Origin of the sequence: uncultured Mucilaginibacter sp. (assembly GCF_903913935.1) — a bacterium.
Classification (GTDB): Bacteria; Bacteroidota; Bacteroidia; order Sphingobacteriales; family Sphingobacteriaceae; genus Mucilaginibacter.
The window spans coordinates 1-15,458 of the sequence record NZ_CAIWNH010000318.1 but is presented as its reverse complement, the minus strand read 5'-3'; the positions used below and the strand labels follow the sequence as shown (position 1 = coordinate 15,458).

Here is a 15,458-nt window from a genome sequence, read left to right as displayed (position 1 = left end):
GGCAAAAGGTGAAAGGATAAAGGTAAAAGGTGGACGACATATTTTCGCAAATATTTGTGTTTCTTCCATCTTAATATCAACATTACAACTTTCCAACCTTTCAACATTACAACAACACGAACAAAAATTCTACATTTGCTATCCGTTAATTGAAAGTTTAAACATGGTTAAATTCAATCGATTTACTTTAGACAATGGCCTGCGGGTTATTGTACACGAAGATGATACTACACCTATGGCGGTGCTTAATATATTATATGATGTTGGCGCCCGCGACGAGGATCCCGATCAAACTGGTTTTGCCCATTTATTTGAGCACTTGATGTTTGGCGGATCGGTGAATATACCCGACTATGATCAGCCCCTGCAGCGTGTTGGCGGCGAAAACAATGCCTTTACCAGCAATGATATCACCAATTATTACATCACCCTGCCATCATCCAATATCGAAACAGCTTTTTGGCTGGAGAGCGACAGGATGCTGAGCCTGGCTTTTAGCGAAAAAAGCCTTGAGGTGCAGCGTGCCGTGGTGATAGAAGAGTTTAAACAGCGTTATTTAAACCAGCCTTATGGCGATGTGTGGCTTAAATTAAGGCCTTTGGTTTATAAAAAACACCCGTACCAGTGGGCCACCATTGGTAAAGAGTTGAAACATATTGAAGATGCTAAAATTGAAGATGTAAAAGCATTCTTTAAAAAACACTATAACCCGCAAAACGCGGTGATGGTTGTTGGTGGCGATGTTAAAACTGAAGATATAAGGCAACTGGCCGAAAAATGGTTCGGGCCGATACCTGCAGGCGAAAAATACCACCGCAACTTACCGCTGGAGCCCGATCAGCACGACGAACGCCGTTTGACAGTTACAGGAAAAGTGCCATTGGATGATGTGTATATTGCTTTCCAGATGGGGGCACGGCTTGATGCAAGCTACTATATTGCAGAGCTAATATCCGATATCCTGTCACGGGGCAACTCGTCGCGTTTATACCGTAATTTGGTTAAAGAAAAGCACATCTTCAGCGAAGTACATGCCTATATGACCGGGAGTATGGATAAGGGGATGTTTGTTTTTGAGGGTAAGCCACTTGAAAATATCAGCATTGAAGCTGCCGAAGCGGCGATATGGGAGGAGCTTGAAAGATTGAAAACCGAGCTTGTGCCCGCGGATGAGCTGACTAAAGTGCAAAATAAGATTGAATCAACAATGATCTTTTCGGAAATGGCTTTACTGGATAAAGCGATGAACCTGGCATCGTTTGAGTTAATTGGCGACGCGGATATGCTTAACCATGAAACTGAAAAATACCTGGCAGTTACCAGGGAACAGATCAAAGACCTGAGCAACCAAATATTTAGAAAAGACAATTCTTCAACAATGATTTATTTGGCAGAGAAAGCTGTCTGAACCTAAATTAAGGGATTAATCAATTTTCAGAATTGGATTATCAATTTGAACAAAATATTCTTGATAACACCAATGACTTAATGACTAAATGACCCAATGACTCTACAAAGAAAAACGGCCCCTGAATTTAAGGGCATCGAAAATATACACCTGATACACCCCGAACGCAGGGAACTGGCCAATGGCTGTAAAGTCTTTTGTTTTAACTCCGGCGACCAGGAACTGGTGCGCATTGAATGGATTTTTGGCAACCTTCGGTTTAAACCAGAAAGCCCTTTGCTGAACATGGCGGTTAATTCGCTGCTGACTGAAGGTACAGATAGCCTTACTTCGGCCCAGATTTCGGATAAGATTGATTTTTATGGCGCCTTTTTACAGGTTGATTATGGCCACGATAACTCGCAGGTAACGCTGTATAGCTTAAATAAACATTTACACCATACTTTGCCCGTAATAAAGGATATTATTACCAATTCCATCTTCCCCCAAAAAGAATTGGATACTTTCATCCGAAACCAGCGGCAAAAATTGCAGGTGAGTCTGCAAAAGAATGATATTATTGCCAGGCGCATATTTAGTAAAGCATTATATGGTAATACTTTGTATGGACTAAGTGCTGATATTGAAACCTACGACACCCTTAACCGGGAGGATATGAAAGTACATTTCGCTCAGATGTACCAGCCATCAAATTGCACTATGATCGTTGCCGGTAAAATTGAACCGGAAACATTAAACCTCATCAGTGATGCTTTTGATAAAGAATGGCATAACACAGGGCAGGCTGCAGATACAAGCCAACCCGTTATCGTACCGGCAGCGGAGCATTTTTATTTTACAGAGAAGCCTGAGGCATTACAGTCCGCCATCAGGATGGGGGCGCCTGCTGTAAACCGGACACACCCTGATTTTCCGGCGCTGCAGGTCTTAAATACTGTCCTGGGAGGGTATTTTGGATCGAGGCTAGTGGCAAATATCCGCGAGGAAAAAGGATATACCTATGGGATTGGGTCGGGTATGAGTTCATTAAAACATGGTGCATCATTGTTTATCGCGACAGAAGTTGGCGCTGACGTATGCAAACTGGCGGTAAATGAAATAGAAAAAGAACTTAATTTGTTAAAAGACGAGCTGATTCCGGAAGCTGAGTTGTCCCTGGTGCGCAATTTTTTGATGGGCGCTTTACTTGGTAGCCTTGAAAATGTTTTTTCACATGCCGATAAATTTAAAAACATCCATTTTGCAGGGCTGGGATACGATTATTATGACCGGTATGTAAACGCCATCAAAACAGTCAATGCAGATCGTTTACAACAGCTTGCGAAACAATACCTAAACTTTGACCAGTTTTATAAAGTGATAGTAGGGAAGTATTGATTTGATTTCGGTAAATTAATATGTAAATTTGAGTTATGGAAACGCTGATTATACAACCCAAAACAAAGGAGCAATTAACAGCATTGAAGGCTTTTATTAAAGCTATGAAGATTGATTTCAAATCTGAAAAAAGTCCTTATGACCCTGAATTTGTTGAAAAAATTCTTCAAGGAAGAGAAGATATAAAAAACGGTAAGGGTGTTAGGATAGCTACAGAGGATTTATGGAAATAATTTATACTCCGAGAGCTGTGGAGGAATTAAAGTATTGGAAAAGATCGGGAAATAAGGCAATTCAAAATAAAATACAAAAACTTCTTGATGCAATACAAGAAAACCCATTTAAAGGGATTGGGGAGCCTGAGCCATTAAAGTACGAATTATCAGGTGCATGGTCAAGGAGGATAACCAATGAGCATCGATTGGTGTATGAGGTTAACGAAAAGAACCAGATCATCATTCTTACCGTTTTCTCTTTAAAAGGTCATTATTAGAATTCACAATGGTTTTCGTTAGATCATTTAATTGTCTATTTTTCAATTTACAGCATTAATTCCCAAATCGGAATTCCGAATTCCGAAATAAAATGTTAGCTTTGCCCGGCAAATAACAATTATTTGCTATGGAGCTTGACCCCTCAAAATTTGTTGCCGAAGGACTAACTTACGACGACGTTTTACTCATCCCTTCTTACTCTGAAGTTTTACCGCGTGATGTTGATACCAGCACGTACCTCACCAAAAAGATCAGGTTAAATATTCCGATCATTTCGGCCGCGATGGATACTGTTACCGAATCTGCGCTGGCGATTGCGATTGCGCAGGCAGGTGGTATTGGTATTTTGCATAAGAATATGACCATCCAGGCACAAGCAGATGAAGTGCGCAAGGTAAAACGCTCAGAAAGCGGCATGATCCAGGACCCGGTAACATTGCATGAAGGCGCTGAAGTGGCCGACGCCGTAAAAATTATGCGCGAATACAGGATAGGCGGCATCCCGATCGTTAACGGTGGCGGCAAACTGATGGGCATCATCACCAACCGCGATCTTCGCTTTCAAAAGGATATGAACCGCCCGGTGCAGGAAGTGATGACCAAAGTCAACCTGATCACCGCACCAGAAGGGACAACACTTTTACAGGCTGAAGAAATCCTCCAGAACTATAAAATTGAAAAACTACCTGTAGTTGATAAGGATGGCATTTTACGCGGCCTGATCACCTTTAAGGATATACAAAAATTTAAAAACTTCCCGAGCGCCTGCAAGGATGAATATGGTCGTTTACGGGTTGGTGCTGCGGTTGGCGTTTCTCCGGAAAACGTGGAACGGGTTAAAGCCCTTTTTAATGCGGGTGTTGATGTGATTACCGTTGATACTGCTCACGGCCACTCCAAAGGGGTGCTGGACATGGTTAGGCTGGTAAAACAACTATACCCTGAATTGCAGGTGATCGCGGGCAACGTTGCAACCGCTGATGGCGCTATCGCCCTGGCTGACGCAGGCGCTGACGCGATTAAAGTTGGGATAGGCCCGGGTTCCATCTGTACCACACGTATCGTTGCGGGTGTTGGCGTTCCGCAATTGTTTGCAGTTTATGAATGTGCCAAAGCAATGCAGGGCAGGGGGATTCCGATCATTGCAGATGGTGGTATCAAACAAACCGGTGATATTGTGAAAGCGATTGGTGCAGGTGCAAGTTCCATTATGGCCGGCTCATTGTTTGCAGGTGTTGAAGAATCGCCGGGTGAAACCATTTTATATGAAGGCCGTAAATTTAAATCATACCGGGGCATGGGCTCGGTTGAGGCAATGGATAAAGGCTCGAAAGATCGTTATTTCCAGGATGAAACTGATGTGGTAACCAAACTGGTTCCTGAAGGCATTGTTGGCCGCGTTCCATACAAAGGGATGCTTGCCGAAGTGATCTACCAGTACATTGGTGGTTTACGTGCCGGTATGCATTACTGTGGTGCAGCTAATATCGAAGGTTTGCAAAAAGCCAAGTTTGTTAGGATCACTGCCGCCGGGATGCGCGAAAGCCATCCGCATGATATTACTATTACGAAGGAAGCTCCCAATTATTCGAGGTAGAGACGGAAAAGTCCGAAAGTCAGTAAAGTCCGAAAGCGAAAAGAATATTACTTTCGCACTTTACTGACTTTCCGTCTTTCAAACTACTCTGAATCATAATACAACGCCGCGGCCCCCAAAATGCCGCTATTGGCCAAAGCCGAGGTTTCAATTTTAAGGTTGCCGATACTTTTCGGAAATTCAAAGGTGCGGATGCGTTCCCACATAGCTTTTTCAAAAAAATCATAAGCAAGCGCTACCGATCCGCCTAAAATGATCAGTTCGGTATCATAGGTGTACATGATCATTTTTACAGCATTGCCTAAGTGTTTACCCAACTCAGTATATAGCTTTAGTGATTCTTCGTCGCCCTTTTTAGCCTTTTTATATACCAGTTCGCCGCTCAATCCATGAACATTATGGAAAAAGGAGCCGCTTGCATAGTACTCGTAGTTTTTCTTTAAATAGTCAACCATACCAAATTCGCCCGCACCGCAGTTACGGCCCGCATACAAATGGTTATTGATGATGATGCCGGCGCCCAGCCCGGTACCAATAGTTAAACCGATCATATCGGTAACCCCGTTACCTTTTCCAAAATAATGTTCGCCCAAAGCAAAACAGTTGGCATCGTTGTTGATGAAAACAGGGAGCTTGTAACGGGCTTCAAGCAATTCTTTCAGATGAACTTCTTTCCACGACGGGATATGGATCACATCATAAACGATCCCTTTTTTTACATCTACCACGCTTGGAACGCCAATGCCGATGGCTTTAGTGTTTTTATCCATCAGTACGTCGATTAAAGAATAAACATCCTCCAGCACCTGCTGTTCAGTCCCTTTTCTTTTGATCCGCCTGGAGGTGATCTCTGAAAGTTCCTTATCATTAACAACTGCGCCCCGGATATTTGTGGCACCCAGGTCAATTCCTATAACGTGTTTGTGAGTCATCTTTCTGTTATACTTTATCTTTGGTGTCAAATATAGTTTTATTGGTAATCAATGGTTTCGCCCAAAAACCAATGCTGAGCATGTAGCCGAAGGTGATATAAAGTACAGTCATTGCCGCGCGCAGCCCAATCAGGTCACCAAGTCCGCCGATAAGCAGCTGAATGCCGGCGCCTCCAATAATACCTGTAACCAAAATGCCCGCAAATGAACCGTGGTGCTCGTCCACGGAACTTAACGCCAGCGAGAAAATAATGGGATACATTACCGACATAAAGAAACCTACTATCGGGAATGCATATAAGGAAACCTGCGCGCTGCCAAAAAGGCCAAATGTTAAAGCAATAATCGCCGGGACGGTAAACAGCACCAGCAGTTTACGGCTGTCCATTAGTTTTAATAAAAATAAGCCCAAAACACCGCCGGCAGTCATTAATCCCCAAAAGTAGCCTACAGCATGTGCGCCGGTAGTTTCTGAATTGAAGTGATGATACCGGAACAGGAATTCGGACATCCAGTAGGACACGCCCTGCTCTGTTCCAACGTAACTGAACAATGCAATAAAGTATAAAATCACCACCGGTTTTTTAAAAAGCATCACATGGGTGGCCCATGGCCCCGCTTTTTCGTCTTCGTTCAATTCAACCTTAGGGAATTTAGAAAGCAACAAAACGGCAAACATAAAAACGCAAATCACGGTGAAAAGCCAGTATAGCGAGATCCAGGGCAGATCATGCGGCACCAAAGGTTGCAATACCGAAAAAATACCGGAATGGTTTCCTTGCGACAAATTTAAAACCAAATAGGAATATACAAAGGGGCTTACAAAAGACGCCCCACCAAATATCAATTGTGCCAAAACAGAGGTAAAAGCATAGTTTTCCTCCCCGCCTGCGGTTCTTAATAAAGGGTTGATCACTACCTGCAGCATGGCCATGCCGCAGCCTATTAAAAACAGCGATAATAAAGCGGTCAGGTAATTCGGCTCGGCAGCTAAAAGCAATGCCCCCATGAAAGCGACAACAAATGCCGCAGTCATGATCACTTTTTCATTATACTTCTGTACCAGCATGCTTGAAGGGATGGACATTACACCGTACGCGATAAAGAATGCAAACGGCAATACACCGGCCATCCCGGTACTTAATTTAAAATCCTTAATAAACTCAGGGCCCAGCGGGCCTATAATGTTCGTTAAAAAGGAAATAACAAAAAAGGTGAGCATGATTAATGCTACAATGTAATAGCTGCGTTTCATTAATTTGGTTTAAATGGCTGGTGATTGATTGTTGTACATATTTAACTGAAATCTTTAGTAATAGCAAGTTTTTAAAATATTTATAAAAGTAGCCGCACCCAACCCTCTCCAAAGGAGAGGGCTTTAAAAAGAAAAGCGGTTTGTTAACAAATTATTGTTTACCCTCTTTACCGCTTGCGGTAGAGAGGGTGGTCGAGCGTAGCAACGACCGGGTCAGTCCCACAGCGGACATTAGCGCCAATGCTTGTCGGCGATTTACTCACCCCGACTGCGCTTCGCTCGTCGACCCTCTTTTTTGCTTGCAAAAGAGAGGGTTAAAAACTTTGTGTTTTCCTCTCTTTTTTTCAAAAAAAAATTAAATATTCATTTTTTAAGAATATTTCTCCATCCGTAATAAGTGGTTTTCGGGCTTTTGTGTGCATAACTTTGATGTTGATAACTCCCGATAATTGTATTATATCACTTCAGTTTATTTATAAATCAATATGAACTACATGGTATAAAATTGTTAAAAACCTGTTAATAAAAAATAAAAAAAAAGCTTGACAAATATTCAATCAGGCCCTATATTAGAATCATCAAGAACGACGTACTTTGACATCTCACAGGAATACAGAACTGAATCGGGCGGACCCCAGGGCGAGCTAAAGATCACGGAAGTACCCTGAGTTACCGGAAAATGAAAACGGCGAAAGTCGCTGAAAAAGAAGGTAATTAAATGAGGATCAGCAGGCTTGCAATTTTTTACGGAGAAACGCAAACACCACTGATGAACTGAAAGGAATCAATGCCCGCAAGGACAACAGAATAGCAGGTCGGTTAAAATACACAAAACTTGGTGCCAGATGTTTGACCACGGTTAAACATAGGGTCAGGAAACGGAAGTCGAATCGCAAGAAGAGGCTTCCGTTTTCGCTTTTTACAGGTTTTTTTACCGTCAACATATAATTCTATTTTCCCTCCCGACTGAAAATAACTAATTTAGACGCACATGAGCAAGGACGGCAAAACCAGGCAGGACGGAAGGCCCAAAATATTTGTTTTAGATACCTCGGTGATCTTATATGATCACAATGCATTTGAAAATTTCCAGGAACATGACGTAGCCATCCCTATCCAGGTGCTGGAAGAGCTGGATAATATGAAAAGCGGCAATGATACCCGCAATTTCGAGGCCCGCAGCTTTATCAGGTTGATGGACGATATCTCGCATAATCACTTAATCAACCTCTGGCGGCCCCTTAACGGGAAAAGTAAAGGCAACTTTAAGGTGATTATGGATACCAAAAACATGGGCATTGATGCTGAAGCTGTTTTTGGTTCAGACAAGGTTGATCACCGCATCCTGAATGCCGCTTTGGGCCTGCAGGAAGAATATCCGGATAAAAAAGTTGTTCTGGTATCAAAAGATATCTGCCTCCGGCTAAAGGCTAAATCGCTTAACCTGCATGCAGAAGATTATGAGACCGGTAAAATTAAAAACCTGGATCAGCTTTATACAGGCGAAACTACTTTACATAAAGTACCCGAAAAACTGATCAACCAGCTTAATAAATCAGAAGCGGTTGGAGCCGGCAGCTTTGAAATGCAGCCGCATACCAGCAATCATTTTTATATTTTAAACGGTAAAAAGGGTTCGGTGCCGGGTATTTATAATTCAAAAACGGCCCAGCTGGAAAAAATAACCGAACAGCCTGTCTTTAATATTTTTCCTAAGAATATTGAACAAGCCTTTGCCATACATGCCCTGCTGCACCCGGATATTAAGCTGGTGACCATACAGGGCAATGCAGGTACAGGCAAAACATTGCTGGCGCTTGCCAGCGCGCTGGAGCAGCGTAAAAATTTCAGGCAGATCTTTGTTACCCGGCCCATTGTGCCCTTAAGCAATAAGGATATCGGATTTTTACCCGGCGATATCAAATCAAAGATCGACCCTTATATGGCGCCGATATGGGATAACCTTAAATTTATTAAAGACCAGTTTTCCGACGATGATAAAATGCAGGCCAAGATTGATGAACTGGTGGCCAATGATAAAATTTCCATCGCCCCGCTCGCCTTCATCCGCGGACGGACGCTGAGCAAGATCTTTTTTATTGTGGACGAGGCCCAGAACCTAACCCCGCACGAAGTAAAAACCATCATCTCCCGCGCCGGCGAAAACAGCAAGTTTGTATTTACCGGCGATATTTACCAGATAGATACCCCGTACCTGGATGCCGAAAGTAATGGGTTAAGCTATTTGATCGACAAGGCCAAAGGACACCCGCTTTACGCGCATATTACATTGCAAAAAGGGGAGCGCAGCGAGTTGGCTAATTTGGCGACGGAACTGTTATAGTTACTAAATATGAAAAACCTTATCTTATTTACCATTCTTTTGTGCATTGTGAGATCGGCGGCAGCGCAAACTAGAGTTACAGATGTTACTCAATTACCTTTAAAAGGCAGAGTTAAACAAGTTGTAACTTATACTTTTCGAGGTGGCAATCATGTGGAACCGGATACAACCGCTAGTGCTGAAAAGACTATTGAGACTTTTGATGAAAAAGGATGGGCGTTGGAAGAAAAAATGTATGACAAGAGCGGCGAATTAATGGAGCGATTTTCGTTTGAATACATGGGTGATTCAATAGCCGTAAAAAATCAATTTGATGGTAGCGGGAAGTTATTTGTTAAATATATTTACAAATATGATGCCCAGGGTAAAATAACAGAATTCGATATGAGTTCAGATGCCCAGCCTCAAATCCGACTTGCGAAGATTGATTATAGATGCATTTACAAATACGATGTATTAGGGGACAGGGTGACAGAAGAGCAATATATAGATCATAATAAACTCTCGATGAAAACAACGTCACATTATAATGATCAGCATCAGCGAATACAATCCGATGAAGAATCGTTTTTTGGTAAGACAGTTAAGGTGTCTAAAATATTATATTTTTATGATGCTTCGGGCAGGCCTGTAAAATCTAAAATTTACGACGTTGATGGAAAGTTAACAGGAGGCAATGCAGTGTCCAATGATAACTATGATAAATTCGGCAACTGGTTAACGCAAATAGCTTCGTATAGTGGTCACAACACAAACCAGGGAGATTTCATCTTTAAACATATAAGTAAGCGGCAAATAGATTATTATTAGAACTTTCGGACGTAGTTGCTATAAACTGTAATAGTAAACGGAAATACTAGTTCAAAATACTCTCCGTCACCCTTGCAATATCAACGCTGATCTTATTGATAAAACCCAGCTGCTCTTTTAGCAAAACGTCATCATGCTGGGTTAATGGTAGGGCGGGTGCACTTGCAGGCGCTGGTTTTCCTCTTTTAAAGTCAATTAACTTACCGCCCAGCTTTTCGCTGGTATCATTTAATACCGCTATACTTTTTTTTACCAGTTTAATATCCTCGGCCTGGTGCTGGTACCTTTTTTTGCCCGAAATGGTGGAAGCTACCGTAGCGATATAGGAGGAAAGAATATGGTTCAGTACCACAAATTTATGCACGTCCTTTACATTTTTTTGCCGGCTTTTGGGTTCGGAGGTCATCCGCTCAAAGGAGGCTGAAAGGTTGGCTGATTTTACAAAAACATCTTTCCGGGCCAGCTTATATTCAATGGTGCCCACCTCAATACCAGTAATGCTTTCTGCTATTTTTACCAGGTAATTTAAATTGGCATAAATTACATCTTTCAACCTATCCTGTATATTGTCATATTCCCAGCTCGGGAATAGCAGGTAGCTGGCTATAAAAGCGATAGTTGAACCTATTAAGGTATCAATTTCCCGCTCCCGTACCAACAATCCCACGCCCAGAAATTTAAAAAGGATAAGCACATAGGGCGTCATAAACAGCACGCTTACCACATAATTTAAACGGGTAAAACTGTAGGTGCCTATCATAAAAACGATCAGCAAAATGAATTGTGTATCCCGGTTTGGTATAAACCGCAGGATAACGATCCCGGCAATACCCCCGATTACAGTACCGATAAGCCGCTGGTAATTGCGCTGTTTGGATAAACTGAAACCCGGTTTCAATATCACGATGATGGTTAGCAGGATCCAGTAGCTATGGTGGCCATTGGCTATGGTTTTGGCCAGGATAAAGCCAACCAGGCAAACCAGCGATACCCTTAAGGCATGCTTAAACGCGGTAGAGGAAAAAGAAAAGTTATCAAAAAAGATATGCGGCGCATAATCCTGGTGGGTAACAAATTTGGCGTATTCCTCATCATAAACTCCGCCCATAAGGGTCTCTGAATACTTTGAATTATAATACTTGTATATACTTTTTATCCGGTCGTTAAGATCGCGCAGGTTGATCAGGATCTTTTTAAGCGCCAGGTTGCTGGTACCCTGTTCGTTTTTACCTAAGGCATCTATCCGGCTTTTTAACTGTTCCAGCTCTTCAATAAAATCCCCTTTAAATTTATTGCGGATATTGGAGATCACCATGAAAGAAATGTTGTCCATCTCTTCGGCCATATGCAGCAGCACAATAGCGATCTCATTTAATATGCCTGTATCCTTATACTTTGAGCGGATATGGCTGTAATCGTAATGGGTAGCCATAATCTGTTCGAACATATCTACGAAATCTACAAAAGTTAGCAGCAGGATCCGGCTGGCGCTGGTTGATTCCTTTACCATCACCCGGCTTTTAAACAGCAGTTCCCTTACCGCGTCCTGGTGCTGGCTTACTTTGATCTGCTGGCTAACCAGTTTGCGGTAATTTTCGTCAATATCTGTGTCAGGCAAATAAAAATCGGCTTTTATGCGTAAAAAATCGGCAATATCCGCGATATTTTCGCCCAGGGTTTGCTGCGCGGCGCGATACGGCCGGATGCCAAAAAACACCAGGCTGAAAAACATGTACCATATGCCCCCTAATAAAATGATGGCGCTGTATCCTAAAACTTCTTCCGGCTTTTCGGCCTTGTCCATCATAAAGATCATCACCAGGAGGGCGGATGTTCCAACCGAGGCCGCCCTGTTGCCATATATAATGAATATTGAAAACAGGAACGACAGCAACGTGACCTCCAGCCCCAGTGTAAAAACATTTAACCTCGCGAAGCCGGTGATCACTGCTACGGCGAAAAGGAAGAGGTTGCCGATGGCCATCGCATTCCGTTTGTGCATTAAGGGGCCCGGGGTATCTATCGTGCAAATGCATAATGCACCAAGGGAAAGGGTAAGCCCTATATCGAAATGGTTAAATTGAAGCGCAATAAGAGAAGGGAGGAGGATGCCTGTGGTCATTCGTAAACCGTCAGAGAAATACTGGCTGTAAAAAAAGCTTTTTATTTCCCTGGAATTGAATTTCATCGTTTTTGCAATTTTTTTGTGCTCAAGTGGCCATTACCGAATATGTTTTATCCGGTCATTTAAGGAAAGATAGAAAATTGCCTTTTCTTAAATGATTTTTTTGAGGCCAAAATCATACTGCAAATTTACAAAAATTAAATAAGTGTGCCTTATTTTAATAAATATTGCATTAATATTATCAAACCTTTATAAATTACTCATTTTTTTATTAATTTAGCAATCAGATGTGTAAATTCACATCCGAAAAATAGTGGCCTCCGGAAATACTGACCTCTGGTGCCTGATTTGTAATTAACCAATTATAGTAATTTTATTTTTTTTCAATTTAGTACGTTATGCCCTTAAACTTAAAACTCAGCCAAAGAGAAACAGCTTTTAACAATGAAGTTGTGATGCGTTTTGAGTTGTATAATAGTTTGTTTCAAACCCTGCCGTTTTACCAGGTTAAGGATACTGGTATTTTGCTGCCGTTTTTTAGTTCCCATTGCGAGAAGGAGACCAATAAATTGATATCTCCAACCGCAATTATCGAATCGTTTTTCAAAAAATACGTACCCGATATTGACCATCGCGAGCAAATTAACCGCATGTTCCGCTTTATTCAGTATATCGAGCGGCAGGTGGTTTTGTTTGATGCCATTGAAGATTCTTCGTTTAATAAACTGGGAAGGGCCGATGATAGCGGCACCCTCCAGGTTTTGTCGCAACAAGCCGCGGTAAGCCAGGATGCCCGCAATGAGATCAGCGCAAAACTGAATGATTTTTCATTACGGCTTGTGCTAACGGCACACCCAACCCAATTTTATCCGGGTACGATCCTGGGAATAATGACCGACCTGATTGAGGCGTTAAAAACAAACGATATCAACACCATCGACGTTTTATTACAGCAATTGGGTAAAACGCCATTCTTTAATAAAACATCGCCAACGCCGGTTGACGAAGCGATCAGCCTGGCCTGGTTCCTCGAAAATATATTTTACCATGCGGTATCGGGCATACAATCCAAGCTCGATGAAGAGTTTGATATCGAACCCGCGCGCCATAACCAGCTTTTGGAATTGGGTTTTTGGCCTGGCGGCGACCGCGACGGGAACCCTAATGTTACTGTCGAAACAACAAGATCTGTCGCAAGCTTTTTAAGACAACGTGCCTTTAGGTGTTACTACCGTGATTACAGGCTGCTGAAAAGGCGTGTAACTTTCCGCGGCGTTGAAAAGGCAATGGCTACCCTTGACAAAATCATCTATTCAAACGCTAATTTTAAACAGGATGATCGCGACCTGCAGCCCGAAATATTGGAATTGTTGCGGTCGATAAGGTATACTTTGGTGGCAGATCACGATAGCTTGTTTGTAAACCTGGTTGATGACCTGATCAGAAAAGTAAGTTTGTTTGGTTGTTATTTCGCTACGCTTGACATCAGGCAGGATAGCCGCGTTTTGCGTAAGGTACTTAATTTCTGTACATCCAAATCAGGCGCATATACTGGTATCCCTGAGGGTTACCTTGAGTTTTCTGAAGAAGATAAAATAAAAAGTATAACGTTCAACGAAGCTGACATTATTTGCCCGGATGACGAGGAGAAATTAACATGTGATACGTTGAATACCATCAGGTTGATGAAGGAGATCCAACGCACCAATGGCGAAAAAGCCTGTCAGCGTTTTATCATCAGTAATTGCCAGCAAGCATCGGATATATTACAATTGATGGACCTGTTTTTATGGAGCGGATGGAAAAAGGATAGCCTGAGTGTCGACTTTATGCCGCTGTTTGAAACTGTAAACGACCTTAAAAGCGCTGCCCAGGTAATGGAAACGTTGTATACCCATCCCTTTTATAAAGAACATCTTTCGAAACGGAACAACCTGCAATCCATAATGCTCGGATTTAGCGACAGCACCAAAGATGGCGGATACCTGATGGCCAACTGGTCGATCTACAAAGCCAAAGTTGAGCTAACCGCCATGGCCAGGAAATATGGCGTCGACCTGGCATTTTTTGATGGCAGGGGGGGGCCGCCTGCACGCGGCGGCGGTAAAACTCACCGTTTTTATGCTTCTATGGGCGATGAGATCGCCAATAAACACATCCAGTTAACTATACAGGGTCAAACCGTAAGTTCGCAATACGGCTCAGTGGAGACGGCGCGCTTTAATATGGAACAGCTGATTAATGCTGGTGTAATTTCAGCGCTGCAGCCTAATCCGAATGATTTGCTTGATGCAAAACATAAAGAGCTGATTTCGGCCATGGCAGATGAAAGCTACAAATTGTTTCTTGACCTGAGGCAACACCCTTTATTCGTTGAATACCTGGAGAAATTCAGTCCTTTAAAACTGCTATCGCATATCAATATCAGCAGCCGCCCAACCAAACGAAATTCGGATGCTTCGCTAAAATTGGAGGACCTGCGTGCCATTAGTTTTGTAACCTCGTGGAGCCAATTGAAACAAAGCATACCTGGTTTTTACGGCGTGGGCACCGCACTTAATAAAATGAAGGAAGCCGATAACTGGAACGAGATCAAAGATCTTTATAATTCATCCGGTTTCTTTAAAACCATGGTTGATAACTGCGTCATGTCTATGACGAAATCAGATTTCCGCGTTACCGCCTACCTGGAAAAAGATAAAAAGTTTGGACAGTTCTGGAAAATGCTCCGTGACGAATTCGAATTGACAAAAGCGATGTTGCTTGAACTAACAGGCACTACCATCCTGATGGGAGAATATCCGGTAGAACGCCGTTCTATCGCTATCCGCGAGAAAATTGTATTGCCGCTAGTGATCATTCAGCACTATGCCTTGCATTGCCTCAATAATAACCCGGATGAAGAATTAGCCAAAATTTACAATAAGCTGGTGATCCGCACCGTGTATGGCATTGTAAATGCGGGCAGGAATTTAGCGTAGGCAATCCATACGTCTTTTTATTACGGGCTGCCCATTGTTATTGGGCAGCCCGTAATTGTTTGGCTCCTCCTCTTTACAGCCTAAAGTATATCACGATCCATATTCCATTAAATATATTTTAATAATTGACAGTCT

11 protein-coding genes are annotated in these 15,458 nt (G+C 42.5%); 8 read left to right on the top strand and 3 right to left on the bottom strand.

Annotated features, from left to right (window positions below; translation table 11 throughout):
* Positions 1-163 precede the first annotated feature (163 nt).
* The 5 genes from QZY09_RS12440 to guaB all read left to right on the top strand — a co-directional run bounded on the left by QZY09_RS12440 (position 164) and on the right by guaB (position 4,876).
* Positions 164-1,408, top strand: coding sequence for a pitrilysin family protein (locus QZY09_RS12440; protein ID WP_295672838.1), 1,245 nt, complete (start codon positions 164-166; stop codon positions 1,406-1,408).
* 96 nt (positions 1,409-1,504) lie between these two features.
* Positions 1,505-2,785, top strand: a complete 1,281-nt coding sequence (locus tag QZY09_RS12435; RefSeq protein WP_295672836.1) for a pitrilysin family protein — start codon at positions 1,505-1,507, stop codon at positions 2,783-2,785.
* A 35-nt stretch (positions 2,786-2,820) separates the two neighbouring features.
* A complete protein-coding gene (locus QZY09_RS12430; protein WP_295672834.1) occupies positions 2,821-3,018 on the top strand; it encodes a DUF2683 family protein in 198 nt (65 codons plus the stop codon).
* Positions 3,009-3,278, top strand: coding sequence for a Txe/YoeB family addiction module toxin (locus QZY09_RS12425; protein WP_295672832.1), 270 nt, complete (start codon positions 3,009-3,011; stop codon positions 3,276-3,278). The genes QZY09_RS12430 and QZY09_RS12425 overlap by 10 nt, the downstream gene beginning before the upstream one ends.
* A gap of 128 nt (positions 3,279-3,406) precedes the next feature.
* Positions 3,407-4,876, top strand: coding sequence for an IMP dehydrogenase (gene guaB / locus QZY09_RS12420; protein WP_295672830.1), 1,470 nt, complete (start codon positions 3,407-3,409; stop codon positions 4,874-4,876).
* A gap of 83 nt (positions 4,877-4,959) precedes the next feature.
* Here the strand turns inward: guaB and QZY09_RS12415 are convergent, their stop codons facing one another.
* Complete coding sequence (locus QZY09_RS12415; RefSeq protein WP_295672829.1) at positions 4,960-5,808, bottom strand: ROK family protein; 849 nt, start codon at positions 5,806-5,808, stop codon at positions 4,960-4,962.
* A 7-nt stretch (positions 5,809-5,815) separates the two neighbouring features.
* Positions 5,816-7,063, bottom strand: coding sequence for an MFS transporter (locus tag QZY09_RS12410; RefSeq protein WP_295672827.1), 1,248 nt, complete (start codon positions 7,061-7,063; stop codon positions 5,816-5,818).
* Between the two features lie 991 nt (positions 7,064-8,054).
* Between QZY09_RS12410 and QZY09_RS12405 the strand changes: the two genes are divergently transcribed.
* Complete coding sequence (locus QZY09_RS12405) at positions 8,055-9,407, top strand: PhoH family protein (RefSeq protein ID WP_295672825.1); 1,353 nt, start codon at positions 8,055-8,057, stop codon at positions 9,405-9,407.
* A gap of 9 nt (positions 9,408-9,416) precedes the next feature.
* Positions 9,417-10,217 (top strand): hypothetical protein, encoded by an 801-nt coding sequence (locus QZY09_RS12400; RefSeq protein ID WP_295672824.1) that lies wholly within the window; start codon positions 9,417-9,419, stop codon positions 10,215-10,217.
* A gap of 46 nt (positions 10,218-10,263) precedes the next feature.
* Here QZY09_RS12400 and QZY09_RS12395 read toward each other — a convergent pair whose 3' ends face one another.
* Positions 10,264-12,405, bottom strand: coding sequence for an FUSC family membrane protein (locus tag QZY09_RS12395; RefSeq protein ID WP_295672823.1), 2,142 nt, complete (start codon positions 12,403-12,405; stop codon positions 10,264-10,266).
* Positions 12,406-12,740: 335 nt separating this feature from the next.
* On the opposite strand from QZY09_RS12395, the gene QZY09_RS12390 reads away from it, so the two are divergent.
* Entirely contained in the window at positions 12,741-15,323 is a 2,583-nt protein-coding gene (locus QZY09_RS12390) for a phosphoenolpyruvate carboxylase (RefSeq protein ID WP_295672821.1), read from the top strand.
* Positions 15,324-15,458: the final 135 nt, after the last annotated feature.

Bases quoted from the DNA above. Each gene is read 5' to 3' on its own strand.
- QZY09_RS12430 (WP_295672834.1), top strand. From the start codon at position 2,821: ATGGAAACGCTGATTATACAACCCAAAACAAAGGAGCAATTAACAGCA.
- QZY09_RS12390 (WP_295672821.1), top strand. From the start codon at position 12,741: ATGCCCTTAAACTTAAAACTCAGCCAAAGAGAAACAGCTTTTAACAAT.
- QZY09_RS12435 (WP_295672836.1), top strand. From the start codon at position 1,505: ATGACTCTACAAAGAAAAACGGCCCCTGAATTTAAGGGCATCGAAAAT.
- QZY09_RS12405 (WP_295672825.1), top strand. From the start codon at position 8,055: ATGAGCAAGGACGGCAAAACCAGGCAGGACGGAAGGCCCAAAATATTT.
- QZY09_RS12425 (WP_295672832.1), top strand. From the start codon at position 3,009: ATGGAAATAATTTATACTCCGAGAGCTGTGGAGGAATTAAAGTATTGG.
- QZY09_RS12440 (WP_295672838.1), top strand. From the start codon at position 164: ATGGTTAAATTCAATCGATTTACTTTAGACAATGGCCTGCGGGTTATT.
- QZY09_RS12395 (WP_295672823.1), bottom strand. From the start codon at position 12,405: ATGAAATTCAATTCCAGGGAAATAAAAAGCTTTTTTTACAGCCAGTAT.
- QZY09_RS12400 (WP_295672824.1), top strand. From the start codon at position 9,417: ATGAAAAACCTTATCTTATTTACCATTCTTTTGTGCATTGTGAGATCG.
- guaB (WP_295672830.1), top strand. From the start codon at position 3,407: ATGGAGCTTGACCCCTCAAAATTTGTTGCCGAAGGACTAACTTACGAC.
- QZY09_RS12415 (WP_295672829.1), bottom strand. From the start codon at position 5,808: ATGACTCACAAACACGTTATAGGAATTGACCTGGGTGCCACAAATATC.
- QZY09_RS12410 (WP_295672827.1), bottom strand. From the start codon at position 7,063: ATGAAACGCAGCTATTACATTGTAGCATTAATCATGCTCACCTTTTTT.